Annotated in this window: 13 protein-coding genes; 5 read left to right on the top strand and 8 right to left on the bottom strand. The window is 67.0% G+C overall.

Going from position 1 to position 14,465, the window contains the following annotated elements; translation table 11 throughout:
• Positions 1 to 1,164, bottom strand: a complete 1,164-nt coding sequence (locus JWS13_RS18575) for a steroid 3-ketoacyl-CoA thiolase (RefSeq protein ID WP_206006923.1) — start codon at positions 1,162 to 1,164, stop codon at positions 1 to 3.
• Positions 1,165 to 1,324: 160 nt separating this feature from the next.
• Between JWS13_RS18575 and JWS13_RS18570 the strand changes: the two genes are divergently transcribed.
• Both JWS13_RS18570 and JWS13_RS18565 read left to right on the top strand, forming a co-directional pair.
• A complete protein-coding gene (locus tag JWS13_RS18570; protein ID WP_206006922.1) occupies positions 1,325 to 2,581 on the top strand; it encodes a cytochrome P450 in 1,257 nt (418 codons plus the stop codon).
• A 95-nt stretch (positions 2,582 to 2,676) separates the two neighbouring features.
• Positions 2,677 to 3,933, top strand: a complete 1,257-nt coding sequence (locus JWS13_RS18565; protein WP_206006921.1) for an erythromycin esterase family protein — start codon at positions 2,677 to 2,679, stop codon at positions 3,931 to 3,933.
• Between the two features lie 9 nt (positions 3,934 to 3,942).
• On the opposite strand, the gene JWS13_RS18560 is transcribed toward JWS13_RS18565, so the two are convergent.
• The 5 genes from JWS13_RS18560 to JWS13_RS18540 are packed head-to-tail and all read right to left on the bottom strand — an operon-like array spanning position 3,943 to position 8,480.
• Positions 3,943 to 4,356, bottom strand: a complete 414-nt coding sequence (locus tag JWS13_RS18560; RefSeq protein ID WP_206006920.1) for a nuclear transport factor 2 family protein — start codon at positions 4,354 to 4,356, stop codon at positions 3,943 to 3,945.
• A gap of 10 nt (positions 4,357 to 4,366) precedes the next feature.
• The gene (locus tag JWS13_RS18555; protein ID WP_206006919.1) at positions 4,367 to 5,230 is read right to left on the bottom strand and encodes a TIGR03619 family F420-dependent LLM class oxidoreductase; all 864 of its coding nucleotides are present in this window, start codon (positions 5,228 to 5,230) and stop codon (positions 4,367 to 4,369) included.
• Positions 5,231 to 5,247: 17 nt separating this feature from the next.
• Positions 5,248 to 6,423, bottom strand: coding sequence for a thiolase domain-containing protein (locus tag JWS13_RS18550; protein WP_206006918.1), 1,176 nt, complete (start codon positions 6,421 to 6,423; stop codon positions 5,248 to 5,250).
• Positions 6,423 to 7,487, bottom strand: a complete 1,065-nt coding sequence (locus tag JWS13_RS18545) for a thiolase domain-containing protein (protein WP_206006917.1) — start codon at positions 7,485 to 7,487, stop codon at positions 6,423 to 6,425. Before JWS13_RS18545 ends, JWS13_RS18550 begins: the two co-directional genes overlap by 1 nt.
• Before the next feature lie 12 nt (positions 7,488 to 7,499).
• Positions 7,500 to 8,480: a Zn-ribbon domain-containing OB-fold protein gene (locus tag JWS13_RS18540; RefSeq protein ID WP_206011650.1), complete on the bottom strand. Its 981-nt coding sequence runs from the start codon at positions 8,478 to 8,480 to the stop codon at positions 7,500 to 7,502.
• A 79-nt stretch (positions 8,481 to 8,559) separates the two neighbouring features.
• On the opposite strand from JWS13_RS18540, the gene JWS13_RS18535 reads away from it, so the two are divergent.
• Positions 8,560 to 9,597: an LLM class F420-dependent oxidoreductase gene (locus JWS13_RS18535; RefSeq protein WP_206006916.1), complete on the top strand. Its 1,038-nt coding sequence runs from the start codon at positions 8,560 to 8,562 to the stop codon at positions 9,595 to 9,597.
• A gap of 57 nt (positions 9,598 to 9,654) precedes the next feature.
• Here JWS13_RS18535 and JWS13_RS18530 read toward each other — a convergent pair whose 3' ends face one another.
• Together JWS13_RS18530 and JWS13_RS18525 are read right to left on the bottom strand one after the other, a co-directional pair.
• Entirely contained in the window at positions 9,655 to 10,614 is a 960-nt protein-coding gene (locus JWS13_RS18530; protein WP_206011649.1) for a hypothetical protein, read from the bottom strand.
• A gap of 172 nt (positions 10,615 to 10,786) precedes the next feature.
• Positions 10,787 to 11,611 carry a crotonase/enoyl-CoA hydratase family protein gene (locus JWS13_RS18525; RefSeq protein ID WP_206006915.1) on the bottom strand — a complete coding sequence of 275 codons (825 nt, stop codon included), beginning with the start codon at positions 11,609 to 11,611 and terminating at the stop codon, positions 10,787 to 10,789.
• Positions 11,612 to 11,690: 79 nt separating this feature from the next.
• Between JWS13_RS18525 and JWS13_RS18520 the strand changes: the two genes are divergently transcribed.
• Complete coding sequence (locus JWS13_RS18520) at positions 11,691 to 13,343, top strand: acyl-CoA synthetase (protein ID WP_206011648.1); 1,653 nt, start codon at positions 11,691 to 11,693, stop codon at positions 13,341 to 13,343.
• Entirely contained in the window at positions 13,344 to 14,459 is a 1,116-nt protein-coding gene (locus tag JWS13_RS18515; RefSeq protein ID WP_206006914.1) for an NAD(P)H-dependent flavin oxidoreductase, read from the top strand. It abuts the gene before it with no gap.
• Positions 14,460 to 14,465 lie beyond the last annotated feature (6 nt).

The following is a 14,465-nucleotide window of genomic DNA, read 5'->3' as shown; positions in this document are numbered from 1 at the left end:
CTAGATCCGCTCGATGATGGTGCCGGTGGCGAGCGCGCCGCCGGCGCACATCGTGATCAGGGCCGTCGACCCGTCGGTGCGCTCGAGCTCGTGCAGGGCCGTCGTGATGAGCCGGGACCCGGTGCTGCCCACGGGATGTCCGAGCGCGAGCGCGCCGCCGTTGACGTTCACTCTGTCCATGTCGGGTTCGTGCACCGACGCCCACGACAGCAGGACCGACGCGAAGGCCTCGTTCACCTCGAACAGGTCGAGGTCGCCGATCTTCATGCCGCTGCGTTCGAGGACGCGTGCCGTGGCCTGGACGGGTCCGTCGAGGTGGAATTCGGGTTCGGAACCGACGAGCGCCTGGGAGACGATGCGGGCCCGCGGTTTCAGGCCGAGGGCGCGCGCCCTGGCCTCGTCCATCAGCATGACGGCGGCGGCACCGTCGGAGATCTGCGAGGAGGTGCCCGCCGTGTGGATGCCGCCCTCGAGGACGGGCTTCAGCTTGGCGAGCGACTCCGCGGTGGTGTCGCGTAGACCCTGATCGCGGGTCACGACCCGGGTCTCACCGGTGAGGTTGCCGTCCTTGTCGACGACGGGTGCCGTCACCTGCAGCACCTCCCGGTCGAAACGTCCTTCGTCCCACGCCTGCTTGGCGCGGGCCTGCGACCGCACTCCGAGGGCTTCGACGTCGGCGCGGGTGATTCCGCGGCGGCGGGCGATGCGCTCCGCGGCCTCGAACTGATTGGGCATGTCGATGTCCCAGTCGGCGGGCCTGCGCGGGCCGGCGTTCTCCCCGACGTTCGCCCCGAGCGGCACCTGGCTCATGGCCTCGATGCCGCAGGCGATTCCGACGTCGATAGCGTCCGTGGCGATCAGGCCCGCGATCAGATGGTTGGCCTGCTGCGCGGAGCCGCACTGGCAGTCGATGGTGGTGGCGCCGACCTGCCAGGGCAGTCCGGCGTGCAGCCATGCGGTTCGGGTGATGTTGTTCGATTGCGCGCCGGCCTGGGTGACGCAACCACCGATCACTTGCTCCACCAGTTCGGGGTCGATGCCGGCGCGGTCGAGGATGCCCCGCTGAGCGGCGCCGAGGATCTTGGCGGCGTGCAATCCGGACAGCCAGCCACCGCGCTTTCCGATGGGGGTGCGAACTGCCTCGACGATGACGGGTGTGCCCACGGCGGGCTCCTTTCCTTGTCCTCAGAAAATAGAACAGGTTCTGCTATCCGGGCAAGGTCTGAATGAGCTTTCCTTTGCTAGTCGCCCGGCTTGTGCTTCAATGCTAGTAGAACGTGTTCCACATCACTGAGTGGTGTATGGCTTAGGGCAGGAGACAGCAGTGGCGCAGCCCAATCTTCCAGAGGGTTTCGACTTCACCGACCCGGACATCTACGCAGAACGCATCCCCTACCAGGAGTTCGCCGAACTGCGGAAGACTGCGCCGATCTGGTGGAACCCGCAGCCGCCGGAGATCGGTGGCTTCCACGACGACGGCTACTGGGTCGTCAGCAAGCTCGAGGACGTCAAGGAGGTGTCGCGGCGCAGCGACGTCTTCTCCACCCACGAGAACACCGCGATCGTGCGCTTCGCCGACGACATCCCGCGCGAAAACATCGAGATGCAGCGTTTCATCCTCATCAACAAGGACGCTCCCGAGCACACGAAACTCCGCAAACTCGTCTCCCGCGGCTTCACGCCGCGCGCGATCAACAGCCTGCGCGAAGAACTCACCGAACGCGCCGAGCGGATCGTGAAGGCCGCCGCCGACTCGGGGGCCGGCGACTTCGTCACCCAGGTGGCATGTGAGCTTCCACTGCAGGCGATCGCCGAACTGCTCGGCGTGCCGCAGGAGGATCGCCAGAAGGTATTCGACTGGTCGAACCAGATGACGGGCTACGACGACCCCGAACTGGACATCGACCCGAACGCCGCGTCGATGGAGATCCTCGGCTACGCGTACCAGATGGCGGACGAGCGCAAGAAGTGCCCCGCCGACGACATCGTCACGACGCTGATCGAAGCGGACATCGATGGAAATGAGCTCTCTCCCGAGGAATTCGGCTTCTTCGTGATCCTGCTGGCCGTCGCCGGAAACGAGACCACCCGCAATGCCATCACGCACGGCATGATGGCGTTCCTCGACCATCCCGATCAGTGGGAGCTCTACAAGAAGGAGAGACCCAAGACGGCGGCGGACGAGATCGTCCGGTGGGCGACCCCGGTCAACTCGTTCCAGCGCACCGCGCTCGAAGACACCGAGCTCGGCGGCGTGCACATCAAGAAGGGTCAGCGGGTCGTGATGCTGTACGGCTCGGCCAATTTCGACGAGGACGCGTTCGAGAATCCCGAGACGTTCGACATCCTGCGGGAGAACAACCCGCACGTCGGATTCGGCGGCACGGGCGCGCACTTCTGCCTCGGAGCCAACCTCGCGCGCCTCGAGATCGACTTGATCTTCAATGCGATTGCGGACCACCTGCCCGCTATCAGTAAGCTGGGAGATCCGCGGCGGTTGCGCTCGGGCTGGCTCAACGGTATCAAGGAGTTTCAGGTCGATTACAAGACTGCGTCAGGCGATTGCCCGGTCAGACACTGACCCCCCTGATTCAGCGGCGTCGGAGGGCACCCTCATCCTCTCCGACGCCGCTGTTCCCTTTCGCCGGCGTGGTGTCCGAGGGAAGGTGAGCCACCATGAGCGTGCGGGCCGTCGTCGAAGACTCGGGTGCCGGTTTCTCGGCGCCGGGCGATCCGAGCGTCACCGCCGCCCTCGGCGCGTTCCTTCGCCGCCTGGACACGGCGCCCCGCCTGCTCGGTTTCGGCGAGCCCATGCACGGGGAGGAGAGCTTTCTGCTGCTCCGCAACCAGATGTTCCGGTACCTCGTCGAACACGAGGGCTACCGCTCCCTCGCCGTCGAAAGCAGTTGCCTGAAGGGGATACTCGTCGACTCCTTCGTGCGGGGCGCGAACGGCCTGCCCCTCGACGACGTCATGGCCCAGGGTTTCAGCCACGGCTTCGGCGAGTCCCGGGCCAACCGCGACCTGGTCGGGTGGATGGCCGACTACAACAGCCGACGCGAACCGGGCGAGCACGTGCGGTTCTCCGGTTTCGACGCCCCCATCGAGATGACGTCCGCCGACAGTCCCCGACAGGCCCTGACCTTCCTCGACTCCTACCTGCGGACCCACCTCGACGAGCGGGACCTGCCCTGCACTCCGGACCGGATCTCCGCGCTGATCGGGGACGACGCCCGGTGGAGCGACCCGGCCGTCGCGATGGACCCGACCCGATCCGTCGGTGCCACCGCCGAGGCCGGACAGTTGCGTCTAATCGCCGACGACCTGATGACGCTGCTGGCGTCGGAAGCGCCTCGTCTCGTCGCCGCGGGCACCCGAGACGCATGGTGGGAGGCCGAACTGCACGGCCGCGTCGCGACCCGCCTACTCAGCTATCACGCCGGAATGGCGGAGAACTCCCCACGCCGCATCGCGAGGCTCCTGGGTATCCGCGACACCCTCATGGCGGACAACCTGTCCGCGCTGGCGCGGCGTGAGGCCGATCGGGGCCCGACGTTCGTCTTCGCCCACAACGGCCACCTGCTGAAGGGCGAAACCCACTGGGATCTCGCCGGAATGCACCTGCAGTGGTCGTGCGCAGGCGCCCACCTGGACCTGCGGTTCGGCGACGCCTACACGGTCATCGGTTCCGCCGTCGGTGAGGCGCCCGGCCACGGCATCGGACAGCCGCCACCGGGCACCCTCGAGGATCGGCTCTTCGCGGTCGGCGAGAGTTGTCTCGTGCCCGCCGCGCCGGTGGCGGACGCCGTCCGCGGCGCGGAGAAGCGCGCCGACGCGTCGGGCAACTCCACGTACTTCCCGCTGGACCCCGCGTGCCTCGGCGAACTCGACGCCGTCCTCTTCCTGCGGCACGTCGACGAGACCGCGGGGTGACCCGAACCCTCAGGCCTTGCGCAGTGTCTTCATCGCCCGCTCGACCTCCCAGAAGGCCCGCAGCGACGTGATCTTGCCTTCGTCGTTCACGCGGTAGACGAACACGCCCTCGGCGTCGATCTGCGATCCCGCCACCGTGGACCGGATGGTCCCGATGTTCACGTTCTCGTTGCCGCACACCAATGAATCGGTGATGAGGAATTCGAGCGATTCGGTGGTCGCGATCGTCATGTCGTAGAACCGGGAGATCGCGTCGAGGCCGTGATGACCCTTCCCCTCGGGGTCGAAACCCGAAGGGCCGACCGGATCTTCGACACACGCGTCCTCGGCGAACAGGGCCAGCCACTCGTCCTTGCGTCTGCCGCTGGCCGCCGCGCGGGACGCCTGTCCGGCGAGTCGGGCGGGATGGTCGGTCGTCGTCATGTCCACACTCCTATCCGATGTACTGGTCGGCGAACTTGCGCAGCGACTCCTGCTTGGCGTCCAGGGGTCCGTCGAAGCCGATGCCGTCGAACACCCACGGGACGACGATCGTGTCGGTCACCCCGGCATCGGCCAGTTCGGCGTAACCGTCCTTGCCGAAACGGTCGATGCAGACGGTCTGGATCTCGTACGGCAGCTCGGCGCGGCCGTACTCTTCCCGCAGTTCCCGCAGTCGCGCGATGACCTGGACGAGATCGTCGAACTTGATCATCGCCGACGTCCAGCCGTCGCCGACCCGGGCTGCGCGTCGCAGGGCCACATCGGTGTGTCCGCCGACGTAGAACGGCACCGGCTTCGTCGGGGCCGGGCTCATCTGCAGGCGGTCGAAGTCGTAGAACTCGCCGTGATACTCGACCATCCCGCCGCCGAGGATCAGCTTGATGACGTCGATCATCTCGTCGACGCGTGCCCCGCGCTTCGCGTACGGCACCCCGCACCATTCGAATTCCTCCGGTGCCCAGCCGATCCCGACACCGAATCCGAACCGGTTGCCGATCAGGTTGGCCACCGACCCCACCTGGCGGGCCAGGAGCACCGGATTGCGGGACCCCAGCTTGAGGACCTGGGTGTAGAACTCGATCTTCGACGTCACCGCGCCCATCGCGGCCGCCGCGATCAGCGGATCCACCCACGGCGTCTCCTCGGTCCACATCCGGGATCCGTCCGGTGTGTACGGGTAGTCGGCGCTCTGCTTCTCCATGAAGAACAGCGAGTCGGGGAGTGCGATCGACGAGAACCCGCACTCCTCGGCTGTTTTCGCGAGAGCCGGCAACTGATCGAGGGGATTCATGGCGATGCCGACGGTGAATTTCACTGGTGACGTCCCTACTACTAGTTGTTCGGCCGGTCGGAACCGACCACCCACATCGAGAAGTACTGCGAACCGCCGCCGTAGGCGTGGCCGAGTGCCTTGCGTGCGTCCTTCACCTGGTGGTCGCCGGCGCGGTGCATCACCTGCATCGCCGCCTCGGCGAACCGGATCATCCCGGAGGCGCCGATCGGGTTGGACGACAGGACGCCGCCGGACGCGTTGAGGGGGAGCCGGCCGCCGATGGCCGTCTCGCCGGCCTCGGTGAGTTTCCAGCCCTCGCCCTCGGCGACGAAGCCCAGATTCTCGAGCCACATCGGTTCGAACCAGGAGAAGGGGACGTAGATTTCGGCGACGTCGATCTCGTCGAGCGGATCCTTGATGCCCGCGGCCTTCCACAGCGCGGCCGACGCGTCCCGTCCGGCCTGCGGATTCACCTGGTCGCGTCCGGCGAACGTGGTGGGCTCGGTGCGCATCGCGGTCGCGTGAATCCACGCCACCTCACGACCGTCCGCGACGACCTGCTCGGCGGCCTCCTCGTTGCCGATCACCAGAGCGCAGGCGCCGTCCGAGGACGGACACGTCTCGTCGTAGCGGATGGGATCCCACAGCATCTGCGAGGCCTGCACCGATTCGAGGGTGATGTCGGGCTGCTTGAGGTGGGCGTACGGGTTGAGGCTGCCGTTCAGCCGGTCCTTCACCGCCACCATCGCGCCGATGTGATCGGGTGCGCCGGACCGTCGGATGTACGAGCGGACGTGCGGCGCGAAGTATCCGCCCGCGCCTGCGCCGACCGGCATGTGGAACGGAATCGGGGTGGACAGCGCCCACATGGCGTTCGACTCGGACTGCTTCTCCCACGCCACCGTGAGCACCCGCTTGTGCACCCCCGACTTCACGAGGCTCGCCGCCACGCACGCGGTCGAACCGCCGACCGAGCCCGCGGTGTGCACACGCAGCAGCGGTTTGCCGTTGGCGCCCAGTGCATCCGACATTGCGAGTTCCGGCATCATCGACCCCTCGAAAAGGTCGGGGGCCTTGCCGATCACGACGGCGTCGATGTCTTCCCAGCCCACCCGCGCGTCTTCCATCGCGCGGTCGATCGCCTCGCGCACCAGTCCAGCCATGGACACGTCGTGCCGTTTCGCCACGTAATGGGTCTGACCGGTGCCCAGTACGGCGGCCAATTGATTCGCCATCAGTTGCGTCCCTCCAAGACTGCGACCAGATTCTGTTGCAGCACAGCGCCACTCGTGGCGTGCGCCAGCGTGCGCCCGGCGTTGCCGTCCATGATGGCCTTGGCTGCGTAACCTATGCGTTCCAGACCCGCCGAGAACATCGGATTCCCGCTCAGCGGGCCACCCGACGGGTTGATCGTCGTCGCATCGGACAGTCCGATGGCCTCACGGAGGATCAGTTCCTGATGGGTGAACGGTCCGTGCAGTTCGGCCACGTCGATACCGCCGACGTCCCCGCCGGTGGCGGCGCGGGCCGCGGCCGTCGTCGACGGCGACACCGTGAGGTCGCGGGCTCCGAAGCCGGGCGAATCGATCCGGTGGTCGACCCCGGTGATCCACGCAGGTCGCTCGCACAGTTCACGCGCGCGGTCGCCGGCCGCGAGCACGACCGCCGCGGCACCGTCGGTGATCGGAGCGCAGTCGTGGGCGCGCAACGGATCCGCGACGAACGGGCTCGCGAGCAGTTCGTTGATGTCGACGTGCCCCGACAACTGGGTGTTCGGGTTGCTCTCGGCCGCGGCCCGGCTGCGCGCGGCCACCGCCGCCATCTCCTCGGACGTCCACTTCCCGGCGTCGAGTCCGAGGCGCGCCTGCAGTCCGGCGAGCGACACCGAGTCGAGGGCAAGCGGCGCGACCAGGTAGGGGTCGAGTTGCATCGAGAGGATCTTGCGGAGATTGCCCGCCGACGACTTGCCGAAGCCGTAGACCAGGGCGGTGTCGACCTCGCCGGTCATGATCTTGATCCAGGCCTCGTAGAACGCCCAGGCCGCGTCCATCTCGACGTGCGACTCGTTGATCGGCGGTACCGCCCCGATCGAGTCGACGGCCGAGATGAAGGAGAACGAACGGCCGGCCAGGTAGTCCGAGGAGCCCGAGCACCAGAAGCCGATGTCGGACTTCGTGATTCCCAGTTCCTCGTACAGCTGCTGGAAGCAGGGAACCAGCATTTCGACGCCGTTGGTGGTGCCGGAGGTCTCACGCACGTGCGGTGCGTGCGCGAACCCGACGACTGCGATATCTGTCATTGTGCCGCGCCCTTACAGGTGGTGTTTGTAGGTGTCGTACTCGGCGTCGGGCTCGCCCGTCGGCCTGAAGTACTCGATGTTCTCGAGCGTGTAATCCCACTCCTCGCGCGGTTTCCACTTGGCCTCCACACGCATGCCCATCCGGACGTTGGCGGCGTCGCAGTCGAGGATCAGGTGCAGGAACGCGATGTCGGCGCCGTCGAGCAGCACGTAGGCGGCGACGTACGGCGGCTTGATCCGCTGCCCGAGAAAGGGGACGTTCACGATGCAGAACGTCGTGACGATGCCCCGGTCCGGCAGTTCCACCTGCTCCTTCGTCGGGATGCCGTCGGTGGGGTTGGCGCTGCGCGGCGGGATGTACACCTTGCCGCCCGGTCCGGTGCGGCCACCGATCAGCTTGCCCTCCTTCAGCCCTCGGAGGTAGAAGCTCTCCTCGGCGGACGCGGAGTGCATATAGTCGAGGTCGATCGGCGTCGTGACCATCGTGACCGGTTCCGACTCCGACGACGGTCCGGATTCGCCGGTCGACTCCCCGGGTTCGAAGCACGCGATGTCCTGGATCCGCCCGACGCGTTCCTGCGCCCACCGCGCCCGCACCCGCATGCCGGTGCTCATCCCGGCGGGGGAGGCGACGTCCACGGCGTGCACCAGCGACGTGTCGGCGCCGTCCAGCTTGATCAGCGCCCACGCGAACGGGGTGGTGAGTGGCTGTCCGGCAATCGGTTCCGGCATCCACGTCCAGCTCACCACGGTCCCGGCGTCGGAGACCCCGACGAAATCGGTGAGGGGTTCGGCGGTGTTCGGGTCGAATTCGGGCGGTGGGACGTAGACGCGTCCGTCCGAGCCGCGGGCGCCGATGACCTTGCGGTCGCGCAGCGCGGTCACGAAGGCTCCGACGGTCGGGCCCACCGATCGGGTGTAGTCGAATTGAAGTTTCAGCGGGGCGCTCAACGGTTCGTTCGAGAATTTTTCGGCCACCGCGCTCTTTCCCATGCTCACAACTTCGAGTAGAACAGGTTCTAGTGTTTGTGGCAAGGGTCACTTCTGACGACGGTCGATGCGGAGGCACACGATGAAGCTCGGGTTGCAACTGGGATACTGGGGCGCACAACCGCCTGCGAATGCTCCGGAGTTGATCGCCGCCGCCGAAGCCGAGGGATTCGACGCCGTCTTCGCCGCCGAATCGTGGGGATCCGACGCCTTCACCCCACTCGCCTGGTGGGGTTCGAGGACCGAACGCGTCCGGCTCGGCACGTCCGTCGTCCAGATCTCGGCGCGCACACCCACCAGCACCGCCATGCACGCCCTCACCCTCGACCACCTCAGCGGCGGCCGGGCCATCCTCGGCCTCGGCGTCTCCGGACCGCAGGTCGTCGAAGGCTGGTACGGGCAGCCGTTCACCAAACCGCTCGCCCGCACCCGCGAATACGTCTCCATCGTCCGCAAGGTGCTGTCGCGGCAGGAACCCGTCACCAGCGACGGCCCGCACTTTCCCCTTCCCTACACCGGTCCCGGCAGCACCGGCCTCGGCAAGCCCCTCAAACCCATCACCCACCCACTCCGCCCCGACATCCCGATCTGGCTCGGCGCCGAAGGTCCCAAGAACGTCGCACTCGCCGCCGAGATCGCCGACGGCTGGCTCGCCATCTATTACTCACCCCGCCTCGCCCCCATGTACAACGAATGGCTCGACGAAGGCTTCGCCCGCCCCGGGGCCCGACGCAGCCGCGAGGACTTCGAAGTCGCGGCCACCTGCCAAGTCATCGTCACCGACGACCGGGACGCCGCCATCGCCGGCCTCAAACCCGTCACCGCCCTGTACGTCGGCGGCATGGGCGCCCCCGAACTCAACTTCCACGCCCAGGTCTACACCCGCATGGGCTACGGCGAGCAGGTCGAAGAAATCGGGCGCCTCTTCCGCGCAGGCCGCAAAGACGACGCCGCCGCCGTCGTCCCCGACGAGATGGTCACCGAAACCATGATCATCGGCAACGTCGACGAAGTCCGCGCCGACGTCAAACGCTGGGCCGACGCCGGCGTCACCATGCTCCTCGTCTCCTGCCGCGACGCCGACCACGTCCGCGAACTGTCCTCCGCGGTCCTCGGCTGACTCCCGCGCGCCGGGCGAATGTACCTTTCGGCGCATCTGAGGCGCTGAAAGGTACGTTCACCCGCGCGCGTCGAGCATCCGGACCTCCGGCCGGGGGCGGGACGACGCCAGTTCGTAGTGCGACCGGAGGTCGGTGATCACGCGGTCGGGGTCGTCGCGGACAGCGCTCGGCAGCGTCGGAAGGACGATGATGCCGTGGTTCTGCATCCGGGTGCGGCGCTCGACGGTCGACTTGTACGCCTTGGGTGCCAGATGCCAGTCGAGAGAGTCGATGTCCCACGCGAACGCGACCTCGTCGATCCAGCCGTCCGGCATGGCGATGAACTGCCCGGCGGCGTCGACGATCCTGCGGTTGAAGACCATTGGGGGTAGTCCGCTCCGCAGCCACAGTCTGCGGGCCTCGGCCTCGGACACCGAGTGGACGTCGGCGCTCACCTCGCGCAGTACGGCGCGGGGGAGTGCTGCGCCTCGGCCGCTGCCCGAGTCCAACTCCGCGATCAGCTCGGCGACGCTCACCTCGCCCCGCTGGACGACCTCGGCGATGAGGGATCGGGCGCTGTCGAGGGTGCGGCACCGTCGCGCCGCGTCGAGTAATGCGCGCGGTAGCGGTGCGCAGGGAAGACCGTTGCGTGTCACCGGTGCCGGCAACCGTGTCGTACGTTCGACGAGAACGAATCCCGTGGACTGTACGCGCCGGTGCGTGGCGATCAGGACGTGGGCATCGCCGGAGTAGGACGTTCCGTAGCCGTACTCGTGCAGCGCGGCACGACCGGTGAGGACGGCGTTCTCACCGCTGAGCACGATCGCGGCCACTGCACGCTGACGCGCGGTCGGGTGGCCGTTACCGAGCATCACGACACCCGGAAGGAGGCGTTGCCACGGCCCGCCCGGACGGCATCGAGCGTCGATCGCCGAATTCGACACACCCCACCGCCTCAACTCGGCGGTGCGGATGATTCCGGACCGGCTCACTCCGTACAGGTCTTCGAGGCGATGCCCCCACTCTCCGCGTCGCATGGAGTCGATCATGGCCCACCCGCCGTCGGCGGCAGTCCCGGTCACCAGGCGTTTTGGTGTGGCCTGTGGATAACTAGGGGCTGTGGATAACCCTCACACGCTGGGCGAATGTACCTCTCGGCGCCTCAGATGCGCTGAAAGGTACATTCGCCCGGCGGGAAGGGGTCGAGAGTCAGCGGCCCTCGAACTTCGGCGCCCGCTTTTCGGAGAAGGCGCGGGGACCTTCCTTCGCGTCGGCGCTCTTGAAGACCTCGGTGCCGAGGGCGGCGTCGATCTGGAAGGCCTCTTCCTCGTGCATGCCTTCGGTGTCGCGGATGGTCTTCAGGATGGCCTGGACGGCGAGGGGGCCGTTGGCGGAGATGAGGTCGGCGAGTTCGAGGGCCTTGTCGAGGGCCTGGCCGTCGGGGACGACGTGCCCGATGAGACCGATCTCCTTGGCTTCGGGGGCCTTGATGTGACGTCCGGTGAGCAGGATGTCGGCTGCGACGGTGTACGGGATCTGCCGAACCAGGCGGACGGCGGAGCCGCCGAGGGGGAAGAGTCCCCATTTTGCCTCGGAGACACCGAATTTGGCGCTCTCTCCGGCGACGCGGATGTCGGTGCCCTGCAGGATTTCGGTGCCGCCGGCGATGGCGGGACCCTCGACCGCGGCGATGAGGGGTTTGGTGAGACGCCGGCCCTTCAGCAGCGCCTCGATCTTCGACAGGTCCCAGCCGCCGCCGGAGAAAGAGTCGCCGGGGTGCTGCGAAGTCATGGCCTTGAGGTCGGCGCCGGCGCAGAAGGCGCCGCCGGCGCCGGTGAGGATGGCGACCCGGATGTCCGGGTCGGAGTCGACCTGATCCCACGCGTCCCGCATGATCGTCATCATTTCGCCGGACAGCGCGTTCTTCGCCTCGGGGCGGTTCATCGTGACGATCAGGACGTGCCCGCGTTTCTCGACGAGGCAGTGCGGCGACTGTGCCGAAATGTCGGATTTCTCGGTCGTTGTAGAGGACACTGAAGTCTCCCGAAGGGTGTGTGAGCTGGCTCTCAAATTGGGTCTTGCCAGAAACGGTAACACGTTCTACTTTGTTGACGTGGCCCTTAATATCGCAGACCTCGTAGAGCACGCAATCGACCTCGTTCCGGACCGCGTCGCGTTGGTGTCCGACGACCGGGAAGTGACGTACGCGCAGATGGAGGAGCGGGCCAATCGCCTCGGCCACTACCTGCGCGAACGGGGTGTCCGGCCCGGTGACAAGGTGGGCATCTACTGCCGGAACCGCATCGAGGCCATCGAGGCCATGGTGGCGGTTTTCAAGATCCGTGCGGTGATGGTGAACGTCAACTACCGCTACATCGAGAACGAGTTGCAATACATCTTCGACAATTCGGACATGGTCGCGCTCGTTCACGAACGTCGGTACTCCGACAAGGTGGCGAACGTGCTCCCCGAGACGCCGCTCCTGAAGACCACCGTCGTGGTCGAGGACGGCACCGATCTCGACTACGAGGGGGTCGAATACGAGGCGGCGCTCGCGCAGGGTTCCCCGGACCGTGACTTCGGCGAGCGCAGCAACGACGACCTGTACATGCTCTACACCGGTGGCACCACCGGAAAGCCGAAGGGCGTCATGTGGCGTCACGAGGACGTCTGGCGGGTGCTCGGCGGCGGCATCAACTTCATGACCGGTGAATACGTCGAGGACGAGTGGGATCTCGCGAAGCTGGGCGCGGAAAGCCCTGGCATGACGCGTTTTCCGATCCCGCCGATGATCCACGGCGGCAGCCAGTGGGCGGTGTTCCAGAGTCTGTTCGGCGGCGGAAAGTGTGTCATGCACCCCGAATTCGACGGCCATGACGTGTGGCGGATCGTCGATGAGCACAAGGTCAACCTGATCTTCATCACCGGAGACGCGATGGCGCGCCCGATGCTCGACGCGCTGGTGGAGGGCAACGAGGCGAGCGGCGAACCGTACGACCTGTCTTCGCTGTTCCTGATGGCGAGTTCGGCGGCGCTGTTCTCGCCCAGCATCAAGGAGAAGTACCTCGAACTGCTGCCCAATCGGATGATCACCGACTCCATCGGTTCGTCCGAGACCGGTTTCGGCGGCCTCAGCGTGGTCGCGAAGGGCGACTCGCACGGTGGCGGCCCGACGGTGAAGATCGACGCGTCCACCTCCGTCCTCGGCGAGGACGGCAACCCGGTGGAGCCCGGCTCCGGCGTGGTCGGCATCCTGGCGCGCAAGGGGCACATCCCGATCGGCTACTACAAGGACGAAGAGAAGACCAAGGCCACGTTCAAGGAGATCAACGGCATCCGCTACTCCATCCCGGGCGACTTCGCGCAGGTGGAGGCGGACGGCACGGTGACGATGCTGGGCCGCGGTTCGGTGTCCATCAACAGTGGCGGCGAGAAGATCTTCCCGGAGGAGGTCGAGGGCGCACTCAAGTCGCATCCCGACGTCTTCGACGCCCTGGTGGTCGGCATCCCCGACGAACGTTTCGGCCAGCGGGTGGCCGCCGTCATCCAGACCCGCGGTGCGACGCGCCCGAGTCTGCACGAGATCGCCGACGCGGCACGCAAGGAGATCGCGGGATACAAGGTTCCGCGCAGCCTCTGGTTCGTCGAGGAGATCAAGCGCTCGCCGGCGGGCAAGCCTGACTACCGCTGGGCGAAGGAACAGACCGAGACCCGGCCGGCCGACGACCACAACGGCAACGGTTCGCCCGAAAGTAAAGGCGCGTAAATGCATACGAGTTTGAGCGAGAAGTTCGGCATCGAGTACCCGGTCTTCGGGTTCACACCGTCCGAACACGTGGCGGCGGCGATCTCCCGGGCCGGCGGTTTGGGAGTGCTCGGCTGCGTCCGGTTCAACGATCCCGAGGAACTCGAGGCCGTCCTGGCGTGGATGGACGAGAACACCGACGGCAATCCGTACGGCGTCGACATCGTGATGCCCGCGAAGGTGCCCACCGAGGGCACGTCGGTGGACCTGGAGTCGCTGATCCCCGCGGAACACCGCGCGTTCGTCGACCGCACACTGTCCGAACTCGGGGTGCCGCCGCTGGATTCGGGTGCCGAACACGCGACCGGTGTGCTCGGCTGGCTGCATTCGGTGGCGCGTTCGCACGTGGACGTCGCTCTGAATCATCGAATTGCGTTGATCGCCAACGCTCTCGGCTCACCCCCGAAGGACGTCATCGACCAGGCCCACGAGAAGGGTGTTCCGGTGGCCGCGCTGGCCGGCGCCGTGGAGCACGCGCGCAGGCACGTCGCGAACGGTGTCGACATCGTCATCGCGCAGGGGTACGAGGCCGGTGGGCACACCGGTGAGATCGCGTCGATGGTGCTGGTTCCCGAGATCGTCGACGCCATCGGCGATTCCGCCGCCGTACTCGCGGCCGGTGGCATCGGCAGCGGACGCCAGGTCGCCGCGGCGCTGTCGCTGGGGGCGGAGGGGGTGTGGATGGGGTCGTACTGGCTCACCACGTCCGAGTACAAACTGGGCAGCGCGTCGGCGGAGGGACCGTCCGCGATCCAGCGCGCCCTCCTCGGGGCGACGTCGGCGGACACGGTGCGGTCCCGGATCTACTCGGGCAAACCCGCGCGCCTGCTCAAGACCAAGTGGACCGACGCCTGGTCGAAGCCGGACGCGCCGGCCCCGCTGCCGATGCCGCTGCAGAATCTGCTGGTCAGCGAGGCACATCAGCGGATCGCCGCGTCCGAGAACCCGGATGTCGTGGCGATGCCGGTGGGGCAGATCGTCGGGCGAATGAACGAGATCCGGCCGGTGGCCGAGGTGATGGACGAACTGGTCAAGGGCTTCGACTCGGCGGTCTCCCGCCTCGACAGCTTCCGGTAGGTGAGT

Origin of the sequence: Rhodococcus pseudokoreensis (assembly GCF_017068395.1) — a bacterium.
Lineage (GTDB): Bacteria > Actinomycetota > Actinomycetes > Mycobacteriales > Mycobacteriaceae > Rhodococcus_F > Rhodococcus_F pseudokoreensis.
This window is presented reverse-complemented; position numbering and strand designations above follow the sequence as displayed.

What these genes read in the sequence shown, in the direction of transcription:
- JWS13_RS18560 (WP_206006920.1), bottom strand. Translation starts at nt 4,356, where the DNA reads ATGACGACGACCGACCATCCCGCCCGACTCGCCGGACAGGCGTCCCGC.
- JWS13_RS18515 (WP_206006914.1), top strand. Translation starts at nt 13,344, where the DNA reads ATGCATACGAGTTTGAGCGAGAAGTTCGGCATCGAGTACCCGGTCTTC.
- JWS13_RS18530 (WP_206011649.1), bottom strand. Translation starts at nt 10,614, where the DNA reads ATGCGACGCGGAGAGTGGGGGCATCGCCTCGAAGACCTGTACGGAGTG.
- JWS13_RS18535 (WP_206006916.1), top strand. Translation starts at nt 8,560, where the DNA reads ATGAAGCTCGGGTTGCAACTGGGATACTGGGGCGCACAACCGCCTGCG.
- JWS13_RS18545 (WP_206006917.1), bottom strand. Translation starts at nt 7,487, where the DNA reads ATGACAGATATCGCAGTCGTCGGGTTCGCGCACGCACCGCACGTGCGT.
- JWS13_RS18565 (WP_206006921.1), top strand. Translation starts at nt 2,677, where the DNA reads ATGAGCGTGCGGGCCGTCGTCGAAGACTCGGGTGCCGGTTTCTCGGCG.
- JWS13_RS18550 (WP_206006918.1), bottom strand. Translation starts at nt 6,423, where the DNA reads ATGGCGAATCAATTGGCCGCCGTACTGGGCACCGGTCAGACCCATTAC.
- JWS13_RS18540 (WP_206011650.1), bottom strand. Translation starts at nt 8,480, where the DNA reads ATGGGAAAGAGCGCGGTGGCCGAAAAATTCTCGAACGAACCGTTGAGC.